The 21,462-nt window shown below is 42.9% G+C and carries 20 protein-coding genes; 6 read left to right on the top strand and 14 right to left on the bottom strand.

Annotated elements, in window-relative coordinates:
• On the top strand, positions 1 to 217 hold a 217-nt coding region (locus L1D55_RS12730), incomplete at its 5' end, for an IS3 family transposase (RefSeq protein ID WP_239915817.1).
• A 200-nt stretch (positions 218 to 417) separates the two neighbouring features.
• On the opposite strand, the gene L1D55_RS12725 is transcribed toward L1D55_RS12730, so the two are convergent.
• The 3 genes from L1D55_RS12725 to L1D55_RS12715 all read right to left on the bottom strand — a co-directional run bounded on the left by L1D55_RS12725 (position 418) and on the right by L1D55_RS12715 (position 3,177).
• A complete protein-coding gene (locus L1D55_RS12725; RefSeq protein ID WP_239917660.1) occupies positions 418 to 1,065 on the bottom strand; it encodes a TetR/AcrR family transcriptional regulator in 648 nt (215 codons plus the stop codon).
• 81 nt (positions 1,066 to 1,146) lie between these two features.
• Positions 1,147 to 1,656: an ankyrin repeat domain-containing protein gene (locus L1D55_RS12720; protein ID WP_239917659.1), complete on the bottom strand. Its 510-nt coding sequence runs from the start codon at positions 1,654 to 1,656 to the stop codon at positions 1,147 to 1,149.
• Between the two features lie 75 nt (positions 1,657 to 1,731).
• Complete coding sequence (locus tag L1D55_RS12715; RefSeq protein WP_239917658.1) at positions 1,732 to 3,177, bottom strand: catalase; 1,446 nt, start codon at positions 3,175 to 3,177, stop codon at positions 1,732 to 1,734.
• 265 nt (positions 3,178 to 3,442) lie between these two features.
• Between L1D55_RS12715 and L1D55_RS12710 the strand changes: the two genes are divergently transcribed.
• Complete coding sequence (locus L1D55_RS12710; RefSeq protein WP_239917657.1) at positions 3,443 to 4,054, top strand: NAD(P)H-dependent oxidoreductase; 612 nt, start codon at positions 3,443 to 3,445, stop codon at positions 4,052 to 4,054.
• A gap of 268 nt (positions 4,055 to 4,322) precedes the next feature.
• Here L1D55_RS12710 and L1D55_RS12705 read toward each other — a convergent pair whose 3' ends face one another.
• The 6 genes from L1D55_RS12705 to L1D55_RS12680 all read right to left on the bottom strand — a co-directional run bounded on the left by L1D55_RS12705 (position 4,323) and on the right by L1D55_RS12680 (position 10,129).
• Positions 4,323 to 4,853, bottom strand: a complete 531-nt coding sequence (locus L1D55_RS12705) for a Crp/Fnr family transcriptional regulator (protein ID WP_239917656.1) — start codon at positions 4,851 to 4,853, stop codon at positions 4,323 to 4,325.
• A gap of 115 nt (positions 4,854 to 4,968) precedes the next feature.
• Positions 4,969 to 5,439: a Dps family protein gene (locus L1D55_RS12700; protein ID WP_239917655.1), complete on the bottom strand. Its 471-nt coding sequence runs from the start codon at positions 5,437 to 5,439 to the stop codon at positions 4,969 to 4,971.
• A 608-nt stretch (positions 5,440 to 6,047) separates the two neighbouring features.
• The gene (locus tag L1D55_RS12695) at positions 6,048 to 6,554 is read right to left on the bottom strand and encodes a GNAT family N-acetyltransferase (RefSeq protein WP_239917654.1); all 507 of its coding nucleotides are present in this window, start codon (positions 6,552 to 6,554) and stop codon (positions 6,048 to 6,050) included.
• A 98-nt stretch (positions 6,555 to 6,652) separates the two neighbouring features.
• Positions 6,653 to 7,219 carry a TetR/AcrR family transcriptional regulator gene (locus tag L1D55_RS12690; protein WP_239917653.1) on the bottom strand — a complete coding sequence of 189 codons (567 nt, stop codon included), beginning with the start codon at positions 7,217 to 7,219 and terminating at the stop codon, positions 6,653 to 6,655.
• A gap of 206 nt (positions 7,220 to 7,425) precedes the next feature.
• Complete coding sequence (locus L1D55_RS12685; RefSeq protein WP_239917662.1) at positions 7,426 to 8,676, bottom strand: alpha/beta fold hydrolase; 1,251 nt, start codon at positions 8,674 to 8,676, stop codon at positions 7,426 to 7,428.
• A gap of 190 nt (positions 8,677 to 8,866) precedes the next feature.
• Positions 8,867 to 10,129, bottom strand: a complete 1,263-nt coding sequence (locus tag L1D55_RS12680) for an amidohydrolase family protein (RefSeq protein WP_239917652.1) — start codon at positions 10,127 to 10,129, stop codon at positions 8,867 to 8,869.
• Positions 10,130 to 10,431: 302 nt separating this feature from the next.
• Here L1D55_RS12680 and L1D55_RS12675 point away from each other — a divergent pair, with 302 nt between their 5' ends.
• The 4 genes from L1D55_RS12675 to L1D55_RS12660 all read left to right on the top strand — a co-directional run bounded on the left by L1D55_RS12675 (position 10,432) and on the right by L1D55_RS12660 (position 13,852).
• Entirely contained in the window at positions 10,432 to 10,911 is a 480-nt protein-coding gene (locus tag L1D55_RS12675) for a hypothetical protein (RefSeq protein ID WP_116870606.1), read from the top strand.
• A 31-nt stretch (positions 10,912 to 10,942) separates the two neighbouring features.
• Positions 10,943 to 11,110, top strand: coding sequence for a hypothetical protein (locus L1D55_RS12670; RefSeq protein WP_239917651.1), 168 nt, complete (start codon positions 10,943 to 10,945; stop codon positions 11,108 to 11,110).
• A 227-nt stretch (positions 11,111 to 11,337) separates the two neighbouring features.
• Complete coding sequence (locus L1D55_RS12665) at positions 11,338 to 12,819, top strand: serine protease (RefSeq protein ID WP_239917650.1); 1,482 nt, start codon at positions 11,338 to 11,340, stop codon at positions 12,817 to 12,819.
• 376 nt (positions 12,820 to 13,195) lie between these two features.
• A complete protein-coding gene (locus L1D55_RS12660; RefSeq protein WP_239917649.1) occupies positions 13,196 to 13,852 on the top strand; it encodes a hypothetical protein in 657 nt (218 codons plus the stop codon).
• Between the two features lie 136 nt (positions 13,853 to 13,988).
• Here L1D55_RS12660 and L1D55_RS12655 read toward each other — a convergent pair whose 3' ends face one another.
• The 5 genes from L1D55_RS12655 to L1D55_RS12635 form a co-directional block, all read right to left on the bottom strand.
• Complete coding sequence (locus tag L1D55_RS12655; protein ID WP_239917648.1) at positions 13,989 to 16,145, bottom strand: TonB-dependent receptor; 2,157 nt, start codon at positions 16,143 to 16,145, stop codon at positions 13,989 to 13,991.
• Between the two features lie 377 nt (positions 16,146 to 16,522).
• On the bottom strand, positions 16,523 to 17,479 hold the full coding sequence (locus L1D55_RS12650) for a GntR family transcriptional regulator (RefSeq protein ID WP_239917647.1): 957 nt from the start codon (positions 17,477 to 17,479) through the stop codon (positions 16,523 to 16,525).
• Between the two features lie 241 nt (positions 17,480 to 17,720).
• Positions 17,721 to 19,718, bottom strand: a complete 1,998-nt coding sequence (gene fhuB, locus L1D55_RS12645; protein ID WP_239917661.1) for a Fe(3+)-hydroxamate ABC transporter permease FhuB — start codon at positions 19,716 to 19,718, stop codon at positions 17,721 to 17,723.
• Entirely contained in the window at positions 19,718 to 20,629 is a 912-nt protein-coding gene (locus L1D55_RS12640; protein WP_239917646.1) for an iron-siderophore ABC transporter substrate-binding protein, read from the bottom strand. The genes fhuB and L1D55_RS12640 overlap by 1 nt, the downstream gene beginning before the upstream one ends.
• A 17-nt stretch (positions 20,630 to 20,646) precedes the next feature.
• On the bottom strand, positions 20,647 to 21,414 hold the full coding sequence (locus L1D55_RS12635; RefSeq protein ID WP_239917645.1) for an ATP-binding cassette domain-containing protein: 768 nt from the start codon (positions 21,412 to 21,414) through the stop codon (positions 20,647 to 20,649).
• Between the last annotated feature and the right edge of the window lie 48 nt (positions 21,415 to 21,462).

The raw sequence follows: 21,462 nt of genomic DNA, 5'->3' as shown, positions 1-21,462 counted from the left end.
TATGAGTAGGAAAGGAAACTGCTGGGACAATGCTTGTGTTGAGAGTTTCTTCCATTCTATGAAAGTGGAAGCGATCCAATATGAGCCGATTATGACGAGAGAGCAGATGCGCCAAACGATCTTCGAGTACATAGAGGTTGATTATAATCGAACGAGAAGGCACAGTGCTCTTGGGTATCTAAGCCCAGTTAACTTTGAACAACAAAATGTCGCTTAATGAAGTGTCCAGTCTGGCTGGAGCAGATCAGGAACAATGGATTCGATATATCGAACTCACTTTCCTTTTACCTACAAGGAGCTATTCAGGTAAACTTAGCTCATAGTTCAATTGTATCGTTATAGTTTAAAATTCCCGTATACTCGTTATCTCTAGATCTTTCCAAGAATGTACGGGTACAAGACCAACAAAGGTATTTCTTAATATGCCTCCTTCGATATCAACTCAATTTGCTCATTTAGAAGTAGTTCATCAAAACAAGTGGGCGTTAACTTTTCCTCTTCTGGAATAGCAAACTCAAATGCTAATTGTTTATTGATAACTTGCCACTGCTCACGCAACCACTGGTTGTGTGAAAGTTCTTTGTTCTTTTCTTCGTTCAAAATGAATTGCCTGTAAATTGGCGAATGCGCTGATGCTATCAACTTCCAGGCAAGTTTGCCTAAAGAGTGTTTGACGCCATAATCAGTTTTATTCACTGCTTCCACTAGCGCGAAGAGTCGTTTCGGAATATGCTCATTTACAATTTGAGCATTTTCAGATAATAAGGAAGTGTGTCTTACTCCATCCATAAAAAACGTCAGAGGTTTTGGATTGTGTAGCATCAAGGCATAGTACTTTGTGCAAAATTGGTAAAGGAGTATGTTATCCGATTTAGTCTCATCTAAAGTTGACATCAAACTTCTGGCATATCGAGATGCGAAGTTCATCAGATGCTGACTAACATGTAACCAAAGACTTTCTTTATTCCCAAAATGGTGAAAAACTAGCCTGTGTGTCACATCTGCATGGCGGCCAATAGCTCTAACAGTCACATTTTCATAGCCATACTCATAAAAAAGATCCATCGCTACATATGCTATGTGGTGTTTTGTTTTTAATATAACCTCTCGGCTTCGTCTACCTCTTTTTTTTTTGAACAATCACAATCATGACCTCAAGTGCAAGAGGTTAAGCAGTGATAACCCACCAAGCTTAAGGATTTTCTTTATACTTCCTTGTCTTGTTTGCTTTGCCACTGATGGCAGTATTTCATCAATATAGGTCACGATTTCTGCTCTTTTAAAAACTAGCGCCCACTCCCTAGCCGTCATGCCTGCGTGATTTTCACTCGTTACTGAAGCATTGAATTTGACAAGAAGTTTAAATATTTCCAATTGCCCTTTGAACGCGGAAGCCATCAATGGAGTATTCCTTTTTGTATCGGTAGAGTTAACATCAGCACCGCACCTTAATAGTGCTTCACAAAAATCCTTCTCTCCGTAATAAACTGCGAGCATTAGCGCGGAATATCCTCGATGATTTTTTTCATTCAAATCCATTTCAGGACGCTCAGATATAATGCGAACGAGACCTGGTAAATCACCGCTTCGGGCACAATCAAAGATATCTGAGTTGCTTCGATAGGTATTTTTATAGTTGGACCATTTATTACTCATAGGATGATTGCGACTCTGTGTAGATAATTTTGAGAGGCCGGCCATATACTTTGGCCGGCGTATTACTGAGAAGGGTTACTCTTCTACAAAAAGCCCTAGAGCTTTAGCGATCCCTTCACCATATTCCGGGTGAGCCTTATAGCAATTGCAGATATGGCGACGTTGTACCTCTACAGAGGCACTACCTATACTTCGCGCTGTGTTTTCGAATAGCGTATTTTGCTGTTCTTTTGTCATTAAGTTGAACAGGTTTCGAGGTTGGGTGAAGTAGTCACTATCATCCTCACGATAGTCCCATTGAGTTGCATTTGAATGTAGCTCTAGAGGTGGTTCCTTAGCCTCTGGCTGCTCTTGCCATAACCCATAACTATTAGGCTCGTATGCCTTTGTACTGCCATAATTACCATCCACTCGCATAGCGCCATCACGATGGTATGAGTTCACCGAGCAGCGGGGTTGATTCACTGGGATAAAAGCGTGGTTTACTCCCAAACGGTATCGTTGCGTATCTCCATACGAGAACAGTCGTCCTTGTAACATTTTATCTGGAGAGAAACCTATACCCGGTACAACGTTTGCCGGATTAAATGCGGCTTGTTCAACTTCGGCAAAGTAGTTTTCAGGGTTTCGATTGAGCTCGATAACACCAACATCAAGAAGAGGGTAATCTTCTTGTGGCCAAACTTTGCTCAAATCGAATGGGTGGAAACGATAGTTATCGGCATCACTTTCCGGCATTATCTGCACCTTCAAATCCCACTTTGGAAAGTTTCGGTTCTCAATGGATTCGTACAGATCTTGCTGATGACTTTCACGATTCTTGCCGATAAGTTCTTCTGCTTCCTGATCGGTGAGGTTTTCGATACCCTGCTGGGTTTTCAAGTGAAACTTAACCCAATACCGCTCATTATCAGCGTTTATAAAACTGAATGTATGACTGCCAAACCCATGCATATGGCGGTAGGTGCGAGGAATACCACGTTCACTCATTAGAATCGTAATTTGATGTAAAGCCTCAGGAAGTTTTGTCCAAAAATCCCAATTAGAGTCCGCACAGCGCATATTTGTTCTTGGATCGCGCTTGACCGCATGATTTAGATCGGGAAACTTAAGAGGGTCGCGTAGAAAGAACACCGGAGTGTTATTCCCCACCAGATCCCAGTTTCCTTCATCAGTATAGAATTTTAGTGCAAACCCACGGATATCACGCTCAGCATCTGCCGCTCCTCGCTCACCAGCAACCGTTGAAAAGCGTACAAACAGATCAGTTTTTTTTCCAACACTCGAGAATACATCCGCTTTTGTGTACTTCGTTATGTCATGTGTGACGGTAAATGTCCCGTAAGCACCAGAACCTTTTGCGTGCATTCTGCGCTCCGGAATCACTTCTCTGTCAAAGTGCGCGAGCTTTTCCAAAAACCATGCATCCTGAAGTAGCATAGGGCCTCGAGCACCGGCTGTTTGTACATTTTGATTATCTGCAATAGGGCTTCCGTTGGTAGAGGTTAGCTTATTATTCATTATGTTTTCCCTTTAGTTTTAAAGACATAAGGCTATATAGTTTGACAACTATGCTTCATATCCAACTATAGGGTTGCTAAATCAAAAAAGACGATAACATATGTTATCAATGCTAGATGTTCGTCCGAGTAAATAGGTATTGAAGGATGGAAATGACATTTTTATCTTTGGTGTCAATTAACTGTGTTTTGATAACATATGTTATCGTCAAAAATGTTCGCTACTTCCTACAATGAGTTATCTTCTCATTAAAGGTAAATATCTTATGCGTGTATTAGTCGTGTTTAACCATCCATACGAACGTAGCTACTGCAACTCTATTCTTGATTCAATAAAAGAAGGTCTGGAAGAAGCCAAACATGAGTTTGACCTTATACATCTCGATAATGATAACTTTGACCCTGTGATGCGCAGTAAGGATCTTCAGGCTTTTGCTATCGCACGTAATGAGCCAGACAAAGCATATAAGTTGCTTGACCCACAAGTACTTGAGTACAAACAACGCATAGAGCGAGCAGAACACATTGTTTTTGTTTTTCCTATTTGGTGGGAGCTAATGCCAGCCCTCATGAAAGGCTTCATCGACAAGTTAGTTTTCCCTGGTATTGCCTATGAATATAGTGGTGGGGGTACAGGTATGAGCTGCACTTTAACTAAGTTAAAGGGTGTAACTATGATCACAACCATGAATACACCTTCGATTGCATATAAGTTACTGTTTGGCAATGCAATTAAAAAGGCCCTGCTTATGGGGACTTTCTGGAAAATAGGTGTTAAGAAAAGAGAATGGATAAACTTGACTAACGTGAAGGGTGTCTCCAACAACAAGAGACAGCAATGGTTGTCAAGCATACAAACCAAGTTCGCAGAACTCTAAGTATCGCTGTTTGTTAGAGGTTACATGCCTGAAACTAAAACCCCCATAAAAAACTGTCCGTTTTGTGGAAGCACTTTGTTATCGAAGGAATCAAGAGTACCCGTATGGGGGAGTGATATTCCTGAAGAAACGATTGTGTGTAATGACTGTGCTGCCTCCGCTCCAGTGTACATATGGGACTTGAGAAGTCATGTAGAGATAGACCAAGGCCGTTGATTGAATGACACATTCTTGCACGCCAATTTGGCCTTAGCATATACCTAGTGTTTTATTTTCGACAGCGAATCCGACTAAGTGAGACAGAGGTTACACCCAAATATGAGGCAATATAGTGCTGAGGAATCTGTCTTATGATTTCAGGATTATTCCTTATTAAGTCTTCATATCTTTCTTGGGGGCTGTCTTTGATACGCGATAAAAACAACCTTTGGTAATGACGGACTCTGTGACATAGATGCTTGAATATAATCTCTTTCAACTCCGAGGACTCTTCCAACTTAGCGTTAAATACACTTATTGGGATGACCGACAAAGTAGTAGGAAGAACACTCTCAATATTATAAGGACTAGGATCACCAAACCACAGGCTTTCAAATGACGCTACAACCGTCCCTTCAAGGAAGAACTGAAATGAAACATCATTGCCATCTTTATTAAACCAGGATCGCAAACAACCACTTTCAACATAAAAGATAGAATCGCTAACGACTCCTTCCCTAAGGATTATTTCTTTCTTTTTTAGCTCCACTTTCTGGGTATAAGGTGAAAATATTTCCCACAAGAGCTCCATATTCTCCATAGTAGCTACCTTTTAATTAGTACTATCACTTCTTGATTATAGGAATCAATACCGTTAGACGTTTGCTTTCTGATAGAAAAGAGGGCAATGCATTAACATGCCCTTTATGAGCTCTCTATTGAAGATAAGCGTTCATCATCCAGGTTTCTTTTTCTTGTTGACTAATGTAGCCCCCCATCAGAGCTGCGGTACCTTCATCATTCAGATCAGTAGCATTGGACAAGATGTCTCTTTGTTTGATTAATAGCACTCTATATGACTGAAGAATTTGCTTTATCGCCTCATTACCATCGTTAATATCAATGGCTTCTGATAGGTCCGACAACTCTAGGTATTGTGAGTAGTTATGAACCGGCTTGCCTCCTAAGGTAAGAATTCGCTCTGCAATCTCATCAATTTTAATAACAAGGTCGTTATATATTTCTTCAAACTTAGCATGTAGCTCAAAAAAGGCTCTACCTTTGATGTTCCAGTGATAACCACGAACATTCATATACAAAACCTGATATTCCGCCAATAGCACATTCAGCTGATCTACAAGCTCAAGAGATCTTTTCTCATCTAAGCCAATTATATTTTTACTCATTTATCCTCCAGGAGAATTTGGTGATTATCGTTCAATACATTAAAGAAGCATAAGCTAAGCAGACGAAGTAGAACGATAACATTTGTTATCAGTTACATGATTTGAGTTGTAAAGGTAAAGGGGCTTATATAGCTCATTGAATAGGTATGCATATATAAAATAAATAGTTAAATAAGTGTAGTTATCAATTTTGTCCAATCGCGAGCATGACCTTCTTCTCGCTAAGCATTAGGAAATGTAGGGCAAATTCTGACAGGAGTTATCGGTCAAAAATCTCGCCGACAAGGAATGGGGCAAATCCGTGTTAGCTCATAACTAAATCCCCTCCTAGCCTCCCCTTAATCAGCATCTTCGATCCATTGTGGTTCGTGAAAAGGGGAGGAATAGAATACAGATCGTTATATGCTTAGATATGCATTCAGCGACAAAGAAGATTCTCCCCCTCGGTCGCAGATCTAAAGAGGTGGATGAACTTAATTGGAGGGGGAGGGGGTTCGAAATCAGCTTGAACGTATGCGATATCAACGCTCTCAACTCGGACACGAGTTGTGCTCCACCAAAACAAAAATGGAACGCCTGAGCGTTCCATTTTTCTTATCTGATTTATCTTAAACTTGCTCGCTTGGGTGTCCCCACATTTGCTCACTTGCGTAAGGGCCAGAGATGCTTGAAGTCGATTCACCCACGCCGTCTAATGCGCCAGGGGTAAGTGCTTTAGCGAACCAGCACTCTAAAGGTGCAAGTGTTTTTACTGGTGGGAGCACATTATGTGGAGTGTTGTAGCGATTTCCATAGTGGAACGGTTCGCCCATCACGAAGATAACGTCAGCGTCGAGTTGTTTCTCGGCTTCTTCCATCAATCGAGTCGCATAGCCTTTACCTTGGTATTTTGGTAATACCGCTAAAGGTGCAAGTACATAACACTTCAGGTGTGGCGCTGCGTCTATTGTGATTGGTGTGTAGCATGCGTGTGCTACGCCTTCATGCACGATAGAAAAACTGCCGTCGGCAATAAGATCGTCGGCAAATTCTGCGTACAGTTTTGCATGGCGTTCGTCGTAAAGCCCGCCTGCAGCAGCGAAAGCTTGGTACTGAATTTCATAAGGTGTTTTCATTTGAATGTTCCTAACTTAAATTATTTGTTGCTTGCGCTCTTCGGTAGAGAGTTGCGTCAAAGAGCCAGCTACGTCTATAGAGCTTTTAAGCGAGGTACTTATAAATTCAGCAGCAGTAAGTACTTAGCTATGAAGCGTTGTTTAATTTGTTCTAACGGGTAATCACCATCCGAGAACAAGTAATTGAGCGCGATACCATCGATATCGGCAATCAACATGTGACTATCAACAATGCTGTTAGCATTTGGAATGTCACACAAAATGACTTCAAACGAGCGCACCATCAGTTGGTAGCGCTCGTCCAATAGGTCTTGCAATATCAACCGGGTTGAAGGCTGACATTTCACTTGGTAATCAAGCTGATAAAACTGTTTTTGTTGTGGATCCGCCATAGACAAAAAGATGTGTTCGATAAGGTTAATAAACCTCTCTTTAGCTGACATTCCTTCACTCGATAAATCAGAGTTTTCACCGACTTCATTGATGATCTCTGCCATACGTACAAATACTTGTCGCAGTAGGTCATCTTTATTTTTGAAATGATGAAACACTAAACCCTTCGATACTTTCGCCGTTTCACATACCTGTGCGATAGACGTTTTTTCAAAGCCTTGTGTCGCGAATAATCCAATCGCGGCTTGGATTGCTTGCTGCTTTTTGTCCATGGGAATTACTCAATTTATTTACAGACCGACTATCCGGTCTGTAATTTGTGGGCGGATAATATACAACATTACTGTGTCCTGCAAGATCTTTTAAGATCCTCGGTAAAGCAATTATTTGAGGAGTTTTAGTCAGCAGGGAAGGAAAGTCAAAACGATAGGCGACCGACGCAAATGGATCACAATTCGATGATGCGCCTGAAGGTAAATCAATGTGCTCCTTCAGCTCTTAACCAAAACTCGGACAGGTCTTCAAACAGGTCATCGTTATCTAAGATGCTCAAATGGTTTTCGTTGTAGCCGAGGATTTGTGATGCGTGGAGTTGGGCAGGGCGCGATAACTGGCTGGAGAGGTTAATGACACCATCGTTACTTTTGGTATTGAACAGCTCCCCCGAGTTATAGCCAAACGCTAAAAAGTGTGGGGTGTGGTTTTTATCGTTATCAGAAAACAGGTCAGCGATAAATTTGCCTTCTGGATTTAAATCGACCCAGGCTGGCATTACCACTGGGGAGTACTCTATACCTTGCTTAGCTGAAGCAACACCACCGAATGGGGAGGAGATGGTGGTCATGCTACTGACAAAATCACATAACTGTCCGATACGACACTGACGAATACTATTGGCAACGATAAGCCCGCCCATGCTGTGCGCCACCACGTGTAATTGTTGAATCTTGTATTGAGTGACGACGGTGTGCATTAAGTTGTTCAGACCTTTGGAGTTCAAAGCCAAAGACAAACCGGAAGGATAGTTAAACACCCATATTTGATATTTAGATTGGTCGACTTTTTCGATCAGTGGAGCAAAATCTAACGCAGTTGCGTTAATGCCATGCACAAACAAGATAGGTATTTTGTTAGGGTCGTACTCTGATAAAAAGTAGAGCCCAGCATTATGCTCGAGCAGGAATGTCAGTGGTTGCCACATCCCGAGTTTGGCGTTTTTTCTTTCAAAGGGGGGATCTTCAAGGCTCACAACTGCGCCGATATCCACCAAATCCAACTCGATTTTTAATAGTGAAGAAAGTGAACGATCAACAAAGGCGCTCGGGGCTTCGTTCTCATTCACTTCTAGTGAGACTTTGATGCTGGAATTGTCTTGGTAGTCACTAAGATTAATAACGCTGAACGCTTCGTTAGCTTGTAGGGTTAAGTCTTGGTTCTTATCTTCAAAGACAAGTAGGTAATGAATGTTATTCGATAGCTGCAAGTGGATACGGTCACTGTTGATGATTCCATCGTAGCCATCCACTTCGCTTTGATTGATGTCTTTGATTTGTAGAATCACGACGGCTGAATCTGATGCGGGTTGGCTCAAAACCAGTTGGTATTGGTCGGTAATGGAGTCAATTGCATCTATCTCATGGGATAAGTTTCGAAAGTTACTGCATCCGAACAGCACTAAACTGGTTAGCAATACCAAGACGAATCGCAGCGAGGTTATCACCTTTAGCAATGAAAATAGACGTGTATTCAGTACAGTTCTCATTCTAATGCCATCCTTATCCCACCCCGATTTATCCATAAATCAATAACCTGTGTTTAATAGTAGCAATAAAACAGCGCTTAATAAAAAGGCAAGCAAGCGACTATAAAGTTCGCTTGCTTGCCTGAGAGGTTTCATTACTTAGTGAGTATATTGAACACTAAAGCGTGTTTTTATACACCTTGCCGTCTTTCATGATCAGTTTTTGTGTCTCTGTGTTAGCCACACATGCCACGCCTTCTAGTGGGTTACCGTCGATGATCAGTAGGTCAGCGTAAGCGCCTTCAACCACTTGACCAAGTTTGCCTTCTTGGTACGGGTGTTGGTATGTCGACATTTCGAATAGTCGCCCACAGTTTGACGTCGCCATGCGAAGTGCAGTGATGGTATCGAATACTTGCTCAATCGCACCAAGCTCATTCAGTTGGGTCGCATGCACATCTGTTTCGCCCACACAGTCAGTACCAAATGCGATGTTTTGGATGTCGTATTTCTTAATCAGTTCTGCCGACTTGAACATGGCTTTACCCACACGCTCTGTTTTGCGATATGTCTCTTCGTTTGGCAGTGGGATCTTACGCTCTGCAATCAATGAAGAGGTGAAGTAAGACGGGATCACCCAAATACCTTTTTCTTTGATGATCTCGGCGATCTCGTCATCCATGATAGTAGCGTGCTCGAAAGACATCACGCCTGCTTCGGCTGCTCGACGCATCGCATCAGAGGTGTGGATGTGAGCGGCAACATACGTACCGTAATCTGAAGCGGCTTGTACTGCGGCTTCCATTTCGTCGGAAGTAAATTGCAATGTGTCTAGCGGGTCGAAGGTCGATGATGCACCGCCACCGGCCATGATCTTGATTTGTGACGCACCCATAAACAGTTGTTCACGCACGGCTTTCAATACTTCTGAACGGCCATCAGCTACTCGCATCGCACCTAGCTTCATCATTGGCGAGTCTTCGTGTCCGTTCGCTAAACGTTCTTGAGCTTGGTTTTGGCGGTAATCTGAGTGACCGCTGGTTTGTGAAATTGCTGCCATTGAAGGGAGAATACGTGGGCCAGTCGCGTAGCCGTTATCGATACTTTTCTTAAGGCCAAGGGTGTTACCTGCTACATCGCGAATAGTGGTAAAACCGCGCATTAGCATCTCTTCTGAAATCTTCGCTGAGCGAATTGCGACTTCTTCACGTGTCATAGTATCAATCACATTGAAAGGCGCAGATAGCGTGATATGTACGTGGGCGTCAATCAAGCCAGGCATTACTGTGCCACCTTGAGCATCAATAATTTCATCGGCTAACGTAGCGTCAACCTCGCCAATTTGAGTGATCAAGTTGTCTTCAATAAGAATAGATACGTTCTCGATTAGGTTGTTATCAACACCGTTAAATACGTTCGCGTTAGTGATTAGCTTTTTCATAGTCTGCACCTTTTTCAAATGAGTGTTTGTCGCTGATGGAGTCATCTTATGAGGTGACGCCTATGAAAAATTGCCATTTGATGACAAGCAGTGACGAGACTTATCTTTTGGTGCTTTTCTATATTTTCCAGTATTGCTGTATAGAGGGAAGAGAATTATTGGTACAGAAAATAATCAATCAATAAAGGTTAACAATTTTGAATGGAAAGGGGATGGTGTCATCAAATGGTAAGTTTTGTTCTGATTCGAACGCTAAGATGTATTTCAAATCGAGGCTACTTATCAAATTAAAGAGAGACAACATGACTAATTCAGACAAAGTTTACGGATTCAATACACCACAACGTCTATTTGTTGGTTACACGTTAGCAGTGCTGGTGGACCTAGTGGTTCTTAACTTCTTTGATGAGTACTGGGACTTTGTGAATATCGAATCTTTCACTATCTCTTTGATAGCGGCGTTGTTGCTTCAGTTACTATTGAAACTTTCTATTGGCTTAGAACATAAGATTGCTGAGCACTTTAAAAGCAAGCCGGGTACGGCTCCTAAGGTTTACCGAGCTATTACCACTTACATTATCTTGGTGGGCTCGAAGTTTGTCATGCTAGAAGCGATTAACTTATTGTTCGGTGACAAGGTAAGCTTTACTGGCCCTTGGAATGGTGTTGTTGCTTTCTTTGCTGTGGTATTTACGATTCTGATTGCTGAAGTGATTGTGTCGAAAATCTACTTTGCTCTTGATGACAAGCAAGACGCAAACTTGGATGAAAAAACAGCATAATCGAAAGCTGAATACAAATAGGGAGTTCGAAATGAATTCTCAACTGAGAAGGGTTAGCTGTTTTGCTAGCCCTTTTTGTTTGGTTATTGGTTGGCTATCCAGTGCAGGCTTTGCATACTCGTTGCTCACCGATATTTTCAAGCTTATAACTGGTGACAATATCAAGCGTGCAGCTCTGCCGAAAATACCTCCAGAATAGCAAACAACGCGATTTCTTCGTGTTTTATTTTTTCTTCAACGAGCACATAAATTTGTACAGTTATATTGGTGATAATCAACACTGATGACGGCTATCTTATTGAATATTAGAATTTACTTCGGCTGTTGAGATTTCTTTACTAAAAATCAAATATGCATTTTGTGTCATATTGTTTTTTAGCGCATATGTTTGTGGAGGGAACACTACAAATCGATATAGGAAATCCAATGAAAGTAATCTTATCTAACCTTGGGTTAGCGACAACATGTCTATTTTCTTCGTTCGTAAATGCGCAGCCACAATCCCTGGTTCAGCCCAATCTTACTGTTCAGCCACACTTACCCGTTATTGCCAATGAAGTTGAGTACCCATTGTCACACCAAGCGTTGATTGAGACATCGGGCAACGTGCGCAAACAGCAAATTGAGCATGTGGGGGCATCGTTCATTAAGCTTCACTTCAAGTCGCTTGTTGTGCCGAAAGGCAGTCTATTGCGCTTGAGTTCGAGCACCAATGATGAGGTAGTTGAGTATCGTGACAGCCAGACAGATTGGTTTGCTCAGTCTATTTCAAGCGAACGCATGCTGATTGAGGTTATTCCAAACTCAAAGGGCCAATACGCTGAGTTCGAGATAGATTACTACATGGCGGGTAAGAGTGCAGACGAAGAGGCATTGGCAACGTTATCTACCTGTGGCGTTAATGAGCGCAGAGACGTAGCCTGCTGGGAAGAGTCTCATCCAGATAAAGTGGCTTGGACAACCCCAGTTGCAAGGCTACTCATTAATGGGCGTAGTTTATGTACCGCTTGGCGGGTGGGGCCAGATAACCATATGTTCACCAACAACCACTGTGTCGCATCAGAATCAGAGCTGAGAAATACAGAGGTATGGTTTAACTATCAGCGTCGTACTTGTGATGGCTCTATGGCTACCACGGTAAAAGTCATGGGGAGTAAGATACTCAGCACTGATTATGATTTGGATTACACACTTTTCACTGTTGATGACTTTTCAAAAATTAAGTCGTTTGGTTACCTAGGCTTGGATGCTCAAGAGCCAATCTTTGGCGATGGTATTTACATTCCACAACACGGAGCTGGTAAGCCGAAAGAACTGGCAATTGAAAGTGACCAAAATGGCTCCGGAATGTGTCAGATTGATGTAGCTTCAACTGGTGGGCGAGGTGCCAATACCGACACTGGCTATTTCTGTGACACCATTGGCGGGTCGTCTGGTTCACCTGTTTTACGTACTGACAACAACAAAGCGATTGCGCTGCATCATTTTGGAGGTTGTGAAAACCAAGGCGTGAAAATAAGTAAGATTTGGCCACTCGTGTCTTCATACTTTGGTGATACGTTGCCAGATGGCTCAGTCGGTGAGCCGAACAATGATATTCCTGAGGTGACTTTAGGAAGCTTGATTAGCGATCTCGCCGCGACGTCCGGACAACAGAAATTGTTTGTGCTCAAAGCAGCAAATCGCACCACGGACGTGAGTGTCGTGATTAAGTCTGGAGTAGGGGACGCTGATCTCTACATTCGTTCAGGCGCGCAACCAACGAAAAGTACCTACGATTGCCGACCTTATCGCTCAGGTAACTTTGAAACGTGCGAGGTGCCTAGGGCTGATGAAGATCTCTACATTATGATCAATGCATTCCGAAGTTTTTCTGGTGTATCTCTCTTATTGTCAGAGTCTCAATAACAGTTGTGAAATCTGTTTACGATATGAACAATAAAGGCGAGCCTATTAGGTTCGTCTTATATTTTCTTAATTAAACAGAATAGTTAATAAATAGAGCTGGTGTTATTGATAGTTGAATATTTCTTAATTGTTTAAAATCTAATTTATTAATAATAAACATCATGTCTCTATTAAGTTTCTTTCACTAACTGACTTTATATCCATGTTGAAATTAAGCTATTTAATCTTCCAAATATAAAATATACCCGACACCAAACCTTAATATTCATAAAAGCAATCATTGCTTCAACCAAGATCACAAATATCGATAGGTGTTGTGTTGTATATTGGTTTTCTGAGTTATTTTCCTGCCGCCAATCACAAAGGACAAATAATAATGAAAAAAACAATAGCTTTAGTGTCTGTAATCTCTTCTCTTAGTTCGTTTGCGTATGCTGATAATACTAACGTTATCACTGGCGAATCACCGGAAGGGGTCTACGTTCAATATCAGTCGATTAACCAAGTTACCGAGTCGATGAAGAATGAGGGTTTCACGATGCATCGCTGTGGGATCAAGGCTCTTCGTAATAACATCCAATCGACTCAGAGCTTACAAGTTCCTCATAGTCAGATCCAGTGCGTCTACTCTAAGCCTGGCGCATCAACCAGTGATGAGTCTGAGTTGATCTACTGGCATCTGAATGTGCTTTACAGCATGGCAAATGAACACTTTATTGCGGAGAGTGAGTTTACCGAGCGCTACACTAGTGAGATCTATACACATAGTCCTGAGTATCTTCTTGATATCGGCCCACATTACTACCGTCAGCGTTCTGAAGTTGAAGCGTTGGGAATGAAGGTTGGTGAATGTAATCTACAAAAGATTTATTACTTCAGCGCTCCAACAGAAGAGTCATACTTATCCGATATTGCATCATGTCCAGTGTATAAAACAGATGGAGAACTGTCTGGTAGTATTACAGTGGAAGTTAATCACACACCGGCTAACTTTGGTTATAGTGAGCGACTTGTTAAATTTAACGCTATTTAATCGTGTAAAGGTTTGAGTAGATTTTTATATTAACAATCTGACTCCATATTTATTTGATTACTTTAAATTAGTATTAAATAAAAAAGGGTTGGTACTAAATACCAACCCTTTAATTATTAATAAACTACAGTAAGTTTTAGAACTTAACTTGATAGTTCAGAGTATAAGTACGTCCGCGGCCTTTGTAGTCGTATGCAGCTGGAGCGTAGTGTGCTGAATACACAATTTGAGCACGCTGTCCCCAAATAGTTGTGTAGTCTTCGTTCAATAAGTTTTGAATACCGAAGCCAAGACTACCAACAGGAAGCTGATAGGTACCGACTAAATCAAACACGGTGTAACCATCTAGCTTGTTTTGATCCGCATCTTCGTAATCGAACATAGTTTGGCTTTGTAGTTTTACAGATAGATCTGTGTCGTACCAACCAGCCCAAGCGTTCGCTTTCGATGTGCTTGCTTCACCCGCGGTATAGTCTTCCCAACCGTCGTCACCCTTTACTTCAGAAATCACATAGTGGCCAGATGCGCCAAGCTGAATGTTATCGTGTACCCAGTAAGAGGCCATTGCTTCTAGGCCGTAAACACGCTTCTTATCATCAATTTCTTCGATAAGTAATGTGTTCTTGTTGTAACTCACAGACTTGTCAGATTGCGAGTAGTACGCCGCCGTTTGTAGGTTTAGCTCGCCGGTTTCTAAGCGATAACCTAGCTCGAAGCTGTTGGTTTTAATACCAGACATCTTTGAATCATTCACATTGATGCTGTCGTTCAGTTGCCAGTGATCGCCAACCAGTGTGTAGTCACCTTGTCCGTAGTATTTTGCAGGGTCTGCAAGGTCAAAGCCTTGTGAGAAGTTTGCCCATACTTGAGACTCGTTGTTTAGGTGGTAAATCGTACCCAAGTTAAATAGACCAACGGTGTAGCTTGTTTCACCGCCTGGTACCGCATCGGCAGACGTGCCAGTGCCAGAGGCAATTTTCTTTTGTTGGGTGTAGCCGACAAAATCATCAATCTTGTTAGACATATATTGGTAGCGGAAGCCACCTTCGACAGTCCAATCATTGGTTATTGCATAATCCGTTTGGATAAAGCCAGCAATTGAGCTCACTTTTACACCAGGGTAGCGACCTGTTTTAGCATACGTTTTGTTGATCAAATTGCCAGAATCATTGGCAATCGTTGGATCATACAGAGCTTGGTTACTATCCAGTTTGTCTTGATAAGCATCAATACCGTAAACAAGATTGAACTTGTTAAAGCTTTTCGCTAATGCTGTTTTAAGTGAGATAACGTCGGTAATTTGTTGACCAGAAGATTGGTAATAAGGTGTATAAGTTTGATCTTCTTTTCGATAAGACGCTTCTGCGATCAGCTGATGACCAAGGAACTGCTCATTAATATAGGAAGCACTCAACATGATGCGCTCTGTGCCATGTTCGCGGTCTGAATCAAATCCTTTTCTTACATCAACAAAGTCACTGCCGACAATGTATAGGCCGTAAGGTGAATCTTGTTGGCTATCGTAGTATTGAGCAAGGAAGTTAAGCTTCTGAGTCTCAGTGATGTTGACACCCACTGTGGTTAAGAAGTCGACCGTCTTATTAAATTGCAGCGAACCTTGTGAAATATCAGGGGTAACAATGTCACCATTTGCATCGAAGAAGCCTTGTGTCTCTGTGTAAACCACAGAAGAGCGAGCTTGAACCGTCTCGTTGCCACCAGAGATAGACTGACCGATTTTGTAATCGAAATCTTCATTCGAGTTGAAGCCAGATGAACCGCCAACAAAGGATTCGAATTCTAGCTCTTCACCTTGCGCTTTTTTGGTGATGATATTGATAACACCACCTGAAGCGCCTGCACCATAAATCGAGGTTGCACCCGACAACACTTCAATACGATCGATGTTGAACGGGTCGATGGAATCTAGGTGGCGGCTGATTGGACGAGACGACTGCAATGATACGCCGTCAATCATTACTAGCATCTTACGGCCACGTAAGTTTTGACCGTAGTTAGTGCGGGCACCACTGCTAACATCTAAAGATGGGATGGTTGCCGATAGAATTTCACCTAGTGATTTACCACCTCGATACTCTTGTTCAATTTGTTCAGCATCGATATACCAAACGGTACCAGGGATATCACTGATGGCTTTAGGCGTGCGGCTAGAAACCACCACCATTTTTTCTTCAGTTGTTAGATCTTGAGCTTGGGCTGTGAATACTGTCGTTACTGCCGCAACTGCTAATGCGACGGTGGAAAGCTTGAAACTTCCTTTTTCGGTCTTCATTTTTTTCTCTGCATTTATCAATGAAAGGCTGCACACATTTCTTTTGGCGCGGTGACTCTATTTTTTATTGTGTTTATCTAGACTCAACAGAGTTGTGAGTAATGACGATTCGGATAGGTGAGTCGTTATTACTGCTGTCCCAGTCTTAGTCTAAATAAGAATCATTATTATTGTATTTCTGATGCGAAAAAACAATATGAGAATGCAATTTATTTTCAAATGCAATAATAGTGTCTGATTTATAGGATCGTTAAAGCCCAGCTCTTATGTCTGGTTTCATATTAAGCTTCTGATTAAATAGTATTTTTTTTGTGTGGGGCGAGAGGCGACGGAAAGTAAATGAAGAGAGAGCAGCATCAAAGTATGCTGCTCCTAGGTTAGTTGTTTTTTCCTGAAATACTGCTGAGTAATTGTTCTCGTTGCTCGCGCGATACGTTCATGACATTGTTGTAGGTGCGATTCATTACTCGTATATCGTTTTCGAGCAGTTGGGCTAGTTGTGTTGAGGCACTTTGATTGTCGCCTTCTAGAACTAGATCCATGATGTCTAAGCGGCGCTGGCATGACTTAACCACGGAAGATTGAATATGCATAGAGACCAAATCCGTAGCCTTACGCAGACGATTTTGTTGTTGCATCATCCCTAACAAAAAGCGGTTTCCGGAGCTGGCTGCGATCAGTTCATGGAAGTCGACACTCAGTGCGAAGAGTTGACTAGCGGAAGTCGATTTTGGATTGTTGATGGCGTAGACATGGCGGTCTCGGCATGCTTCGAGTTCGCTACGCTTTAAGTTCCATGTCGGCTCAAGTAGTCCTGCAGGTTCAAAGATCAAGCGACATCGATAGCTCTCGGTATGCCTTTCAAGTGTGTTTAGAACACCATCAAGTTGCCATTTATAGCCGGGGCTGCGGCGGAAAATACCATCGCTTTCTAGTAGGCGAGTGACATTTTGTATTTCACCACGGTTAGCCTCATATCGTTCTTGCAGATCTTTTTCCGAGAAGGAACTGCTTAATTCCCCAAAGAACAGGTCCATTAAAATATTCAGGTACAGTTGTTCTTGGCGGGGCTGTTCGTCGTCTGTCGGTACGTCTAGCTTAATATCAGCCGCATCCATTTGAAGTACAGAACCTTTATAGGGAACAACCTTAGTAATGCCCTGACTCGACAAGTGTTTTAAAACGGCGCGTATTGGGCTTCTTGAAACTTCGAATTGTTGTGCCAAAGAAGATTCATTGAGGCTGCTGCCGGCTTTAGCGTCTTCGGCTTTTAAGCTAGCAATGACTTTAAACAGCAAGTCTTGTTGGAGCTTTGTAATTGTCGTTATGTCCATAGGGCTTACAAATCAGTTTGTTATTGGAACCATGGTAAACATAAAAGTGCTCGAATACCATTCATTGTGTTTCTGCAACCAAAAAACAATTACTAGTATTCCGGAATAGCGATGTCGGTTGAGAGGATAAACGAGGGGTGAGAGGACAAACAAGGATTGAAGGGGTAAAGACAGAGTTGAAATAAGCCTCCACTTCGGAGTTCAGCGAAGTGGAGGAGAAATTAATAGGCTTGTTGAAAGGTTACTTTCTCATTAGGTAAAGGAAGTAGCCGCCCCCAAGTAGAGAAGCAAGTAGCCCAGCAGGGAACTGCCAAGGGAACCACAACGTACGACCAATCCAGTCCGCTGCGACCATGATGATCGCGCCCAACAATGCCGCTGTCAGCATTTGCGGAATCGCTCTATATTGGTGAAGCGATCGGGCCATGTGAGGTGCTAACAGTCCGATGAAGCTCAGCGGACCAATAACGATGGTGCACAGCGTAGTCATTGCTGCGACCAATAACAGCAAAGCTAAGCGAACAGTGGTTGTGTTCATCCCCAAACTGCTGGTGGTCACATCACCCAGGTTTATAAGCTCAATCCAGCGATGCAGTGAAAGGGAAATAGCACCAACAATTGTCACACCAACAGCAAGTAAAACGACATCTTGTGTGGCAACCAGATACGTTGAACCCGATAACCAAGTCAGCAGCGCCGTGGCATTTTCGTTACCTGAACTCATCGTAATGCGCAGCAAAGCATCTAGCCCTGCACTTAGCGCGATACCGGTTAATAGAGTTTGCGTTGGCGCGAAGTTGTGCTTTCTGCCCATCAACCAAACTACAGCCGTAACAGACGTTGCTCCAAGTGTACCGAGCAGCATTTGTTCTTCGCGTCCAATCGAGTTGCCCCAGAGTGTGCCAAGAACCAGCGCTAGGGCAGCACCTGAACTTATGCCCAATACTTCCGGGCTCGCCATCGGGTTATTTGAAATGCGCTGAATAATGGTACCCGCGGAAGCAAGGCCAATACCGGCTAACAGTGCAACCAGTACTCGTGGCGTGCGTAATTCAAACAAGGATTCATGAATCTCAAGACTCCAGCCAAATTGGTTTTTGCCGAGAGTGAGCGCAATAAAGCACGTAACCGCCAATACCAAAGACATAGCAATCAAAGTTTTGGCTGTATTAGCTCGCTTGTACTGTTCTATATGCTCGTTACGACTCTTAAGATCCGATTGAAGTTTAGTACGTTGCAGTAGCCATAATAAAAATGGAGCGCCAAGTAATGCCGTCATTGCGCCCGTAGGCAGTAGCTCACCACCAAAACCTGAGAATGGCTGAATCACTAAATCGACAATCAACAGGATTAAACTACCGAACAAGCCACTGGTTAAAATTTGTTTAGCTAATGATCTAACGCCTAGCAGCCTTGCAATCGCTGGGGCAACGATACCCACAAAGCCAATCAAGCCCACCTCACTGACTACCGCTGCGGTGATAAAGATTGCGAGTGATAAACACAACAGTTTGATTTGCTTAATGTTCACGCCTAGCGAAGTGGCAACATTATCACCAAACTGCAATGCAGATAATGGTCTTTGTAGGACGAGCAGTAGTAAAGTTGGAATGGTAATCAGGGGTAATAAAACTTGAACGCTAGACCAATCATTTTGGTTAAGCACACCTGCGCCCCATACGAATACACTGGTAAGCTGTTGCTCATGCAGCATGAGTAGCATGGTGTTGAGTGATCCTAAAAATAGGCTCACGACCATACCCGATAGAACCATATGCAGAGGCGAAAACCCACGTGTAGAGCTGAGTGCAAAGACTAAACCCGTAGCAAGGCAGCCACCAATGAAAGCAGGGATAAAAAGAGGAACAGCGACACTTGCTGGGATTAAAAGCAAACCCAATACCATGCCTAGCTCTGCGCCCGCAGCGACACCAAGTGTCGTTGGTGAAGCAATAGGGTTACGTAGCACAAACTGCATCACACAGCCGGCGACCGCTAATGCAAAACCACAAAGGAGTGCAACTGCAAGTCTCGGTAAATAAGTGAGATGGGTGATCAGGTGTTGGTAGTTCGCTGAATCAAAATGAAAGAGCGTATCCCAAATCAACCCAATACCTTTCGAGTAGGGGGCAGTTATCTGCAGTAGCGAGCCGATAAGGAGAACAGCCGTAACCAATAGGACGACTGTTTTAATGTGAGTTCTTGCCACTGCTGAACCTTCAATCTTGGTGGTTGCTATCATTTTTGGGTCAGTAGTTCTGTTATGTGGTCACTAAATCTTTGCGCAGCGATAAGCCCTCCAAAGGTCCAGATACTCGGAAGCTCATACACGGAATCTGTTCTGGTGAATTCCATTGCCTGCCAAAGTGCAGATTGAGTGAGTTGATTCTTTTCGTTTTCAGTCAAAGGACCAAAAAGCATCACGTTTGTTTGTTGATGTTCCGCGAGCCTAACGACACCTGTGGTGCTAAACCCCCAAAGGTTGGTCGGTTCCTGCCAATCGTTTTTTAGCCCCATCGCTTGAATGGTCGCTTGCGCTAGTGAACCTTGGCTGTGAATTCGTAAAGTTTTATCGTTGATGAAACGTGCAAAGATCAATGGCTTATCTGCATTGCCTGCTGTTTGTATTTTCTCACCGTTGTCGTGAAGTCGCTGCTTTGTGTCTGCAATAATTTGTTGAGCTCTTTGTTCTTGGTCGAACAATTTACCAAGCGACAACGTAATCGCCGTTGCAGATTCAATCGGCTGCTTCTTTTGGCTGTAAACGCTATAAACTAACACCGGAGCAATTTTATTGAGTTGGTGATAAGCCGCTGCCATGTGTTCGCTAATTAGGATGACATCAGGCTTCAACTTAGTTAATAGTTCTAAGTTAGGCTCGCGTCGAGATCCAACATCGGTGACACCTTGGTTCAGTTCTGGCTTCACAACCCACTGCTGATAGCCTTTGGCATCGGCAATGCCTTCTAGCTCAACGCCAAGGCTGAGCACCGTTTCTGACAGAACCCAGTCTAACGCCACAACTTTTTTAGGGGTTGTTTCGAAAGAAGCGGTTCCCATTTCGTGTGTGATTTCTAATGCATGAGGGCTCTCTAGCGCGTAAGCATTAAATACGAATAAGACAGACAGTAGCGCCATGAACTTTTTCATAACAGATTCCTCGTCATTTAAGGGATATAACTGATTGGTTGCCCTGTTTCAGGGTGGTCGAATAGCGCCAGCTCCATGCCGTAGATTTTCATCAGTGTTTCCGGTGTCATCAATTCTTTCGGAGAGCCAGAAGCGATCACTTCTCCGGAGTGAAGAGCAATAAGATGGTCACTGAATTTTGCCGCCATATTGACGTCATGAAGTACCATAATCACGGTTAAACCCAGTGATTGGTTAAGCTCTCGAATTAAAGCCAGTAGCTCGTGCTGATGTGCAACATCTAATGCCGATGTTGGTTCGTCTAATAAAATACATTGGCTTTGTTGGGCAAGTAGCATGGCGACCCAAGCTCTTTGTCTCTCACCACCCGATAGGGTTGCAACAAATCGATCTGCGAAAGAATTTAAGCCTACCTTCTCAATCGCTTCATCGACAATTTGGTAGTCTTCTTTGCTGTACCTTCCAAATGCGCCTTTCCAAGGGTAGCGACCAAAGCAAACTAACTCACGAACGGTGACACCATCAGTAATAGGTGGATGCTGCGGTAGGTAAGCGACTTGATGTGCAAACTCTAGGTTACTGTATGAAGACAGTGGTTGTTCGTTGAAGAATACTTCTCCCTGGGTTGGGGCATTTTGTCGACTCAGTAGTTTCATGAGAGTCGATTTACCGCATCCATTATGACCAAGTAATGTGGTGACCTTTTTTGGCTCAAAGGTTAATTGGGTAGGGGAGAGGATCTTCTTACCGTCGATTTCGAACGAGGCATTGGTAAGTTTGTACATAGTGAAATATGAAGTTGAGTTATAGGCTACTAGCCGTTAATGTAACAT

This window comes from Vibrio sp. Isolate22 (assembly GCF_022398115.1).
GTDB lineage: Bacteria > Pseudomonadota > Gammaproteobacteria > Enterobacterales > Vibrionaceae > Vibrio.
Note: the sequence above shows the minus strand (reverse complement) of the source record. Positions and strands in the feature narration are given on the sequence as shown.

Excerpts from the sequence above, each read along its gene's own strand:
- L1D55_RS12640 (WP_239917646.1), bottom strand. The coding sequence starts at position 20,629 with ATGAAAAAGTTCATGGCGCTACTGTCTGTCTTATTCGTATTTAATGCT.
- L1D55_RS12715 (WP_239917658.1), bottom strand. The coding sequence starts at position 3,177 with ATGAATAATAAGCTAACCTCTACCAACGGAAGCCCTATTGCAGATAAT.
- L1D55_RS12670 (WP_239917651.1), top strand. The coding sequence starts at position 10,943 with ATGAATTCTCAACTGAGAAGGGTTAGCTGTTTTGCTAGCCCTTTTTGT.
- L1D55_RS12705 (WP_239917656.1), bottom strand. The coding sequence starts at position 4,853 with ATGGAGAATATGGAGCTCTTGTGGGAAATATTTTCACCTTATACCCAG.
- L1D55_RS12680 (WP_239917652.1), bottom strand. The coding sequence starts at position 10,129 with ATGAAAAAGCTAATCACTAACGCGAACGTATTTAACGGTGTTGATAAC.
- L1D55_RS12655 (WP_239917648.1), bottom strand. The coding sequence starts at position 16,145 with ATGAAGACCGAAAAAGGAAGTTTCAAGCTTTCCACCGTCGCATTAGCA.
- L1D55_RS12695 (WP_239917654.1), bottom strand. The coding sequence starts at position 6,554 with ATGAAAACACCTTATGAAATTCAGTACCAAGCTTTCGCTGCTGCAGGC.
- L1D55_RS12650 (WP_239917647.1), bottom strand. The coding sequence starts at position 17,479 with ATGGACATAACGACAATTACAAAGCTCCAACAAGACTTGCTGTTTAAA.
- L1D55_RS12635 (WP_239917645.1), bottom strand. The coding sequence starts at position 21,414 with ATGTACAAACTTACCAATGCCTCGTTCGAAATCGACGGTAAGAAGATC.
- L1D55_RS12665 (WP_239917650.1), top strand. The coding sequence starts at position 11,338 with ATGAAAGTAATCTTATCTAACCTTGGGTTAGCGACAACATGTCTATTT.
- L1D55_RS12690 (WP_239917653.1), bottom strand. The coding sequence starts at position 7,219 with ATGGACAAAAAGCAGCAAGCAATCCAAGCCGCGATTGGATTATTCGCG.
- L1D55_RS12660 (WP_239917649.1), top strand. The coding sequence starts at position 13,196 with ATGAAAAAAACAATAGCTTTAGTGTCTGTAATCTCTTCTCTTAGTTCG.
- L1D55_RS12720 (WP_239917659.1), bottom strand. The coding sequence starts at position 1,656 with ATGAGTAATAAATGGTCCAACTATAAAAATACCTATCGAAGCAACTCA.
- L1D55_RS12675 (WP_116870606.1), top strand. The coding sequence starts at position 10,432 with ATGACTAATTCAGACAAAGTTTACGGATTCAATACACCACAACGTCTA.
- L1D55_RS12700 (WP_239917655.1), bottom strand. The coding sequence starts at position 5,439 with ATGAGTAAAAATATAATTGGCTTAGATGAGAAAAGATCTCTTGAGCTT.
- L1D55_RS12725 (WP_239917660.1), bottom strand. The coding sequence starts at position 1,065 with ATGGATCTTTTTTATGAGTATGGCTATGAAAATGTGACTGTTAGAGCT.
- L1D55_RS12710 (WP_239917657.1), top strand. The coding sequence starts at position 3,443 with ATGCGTGTATTAGTCGTGTTTAACCATCCATACGAACGTAGCTACTGC.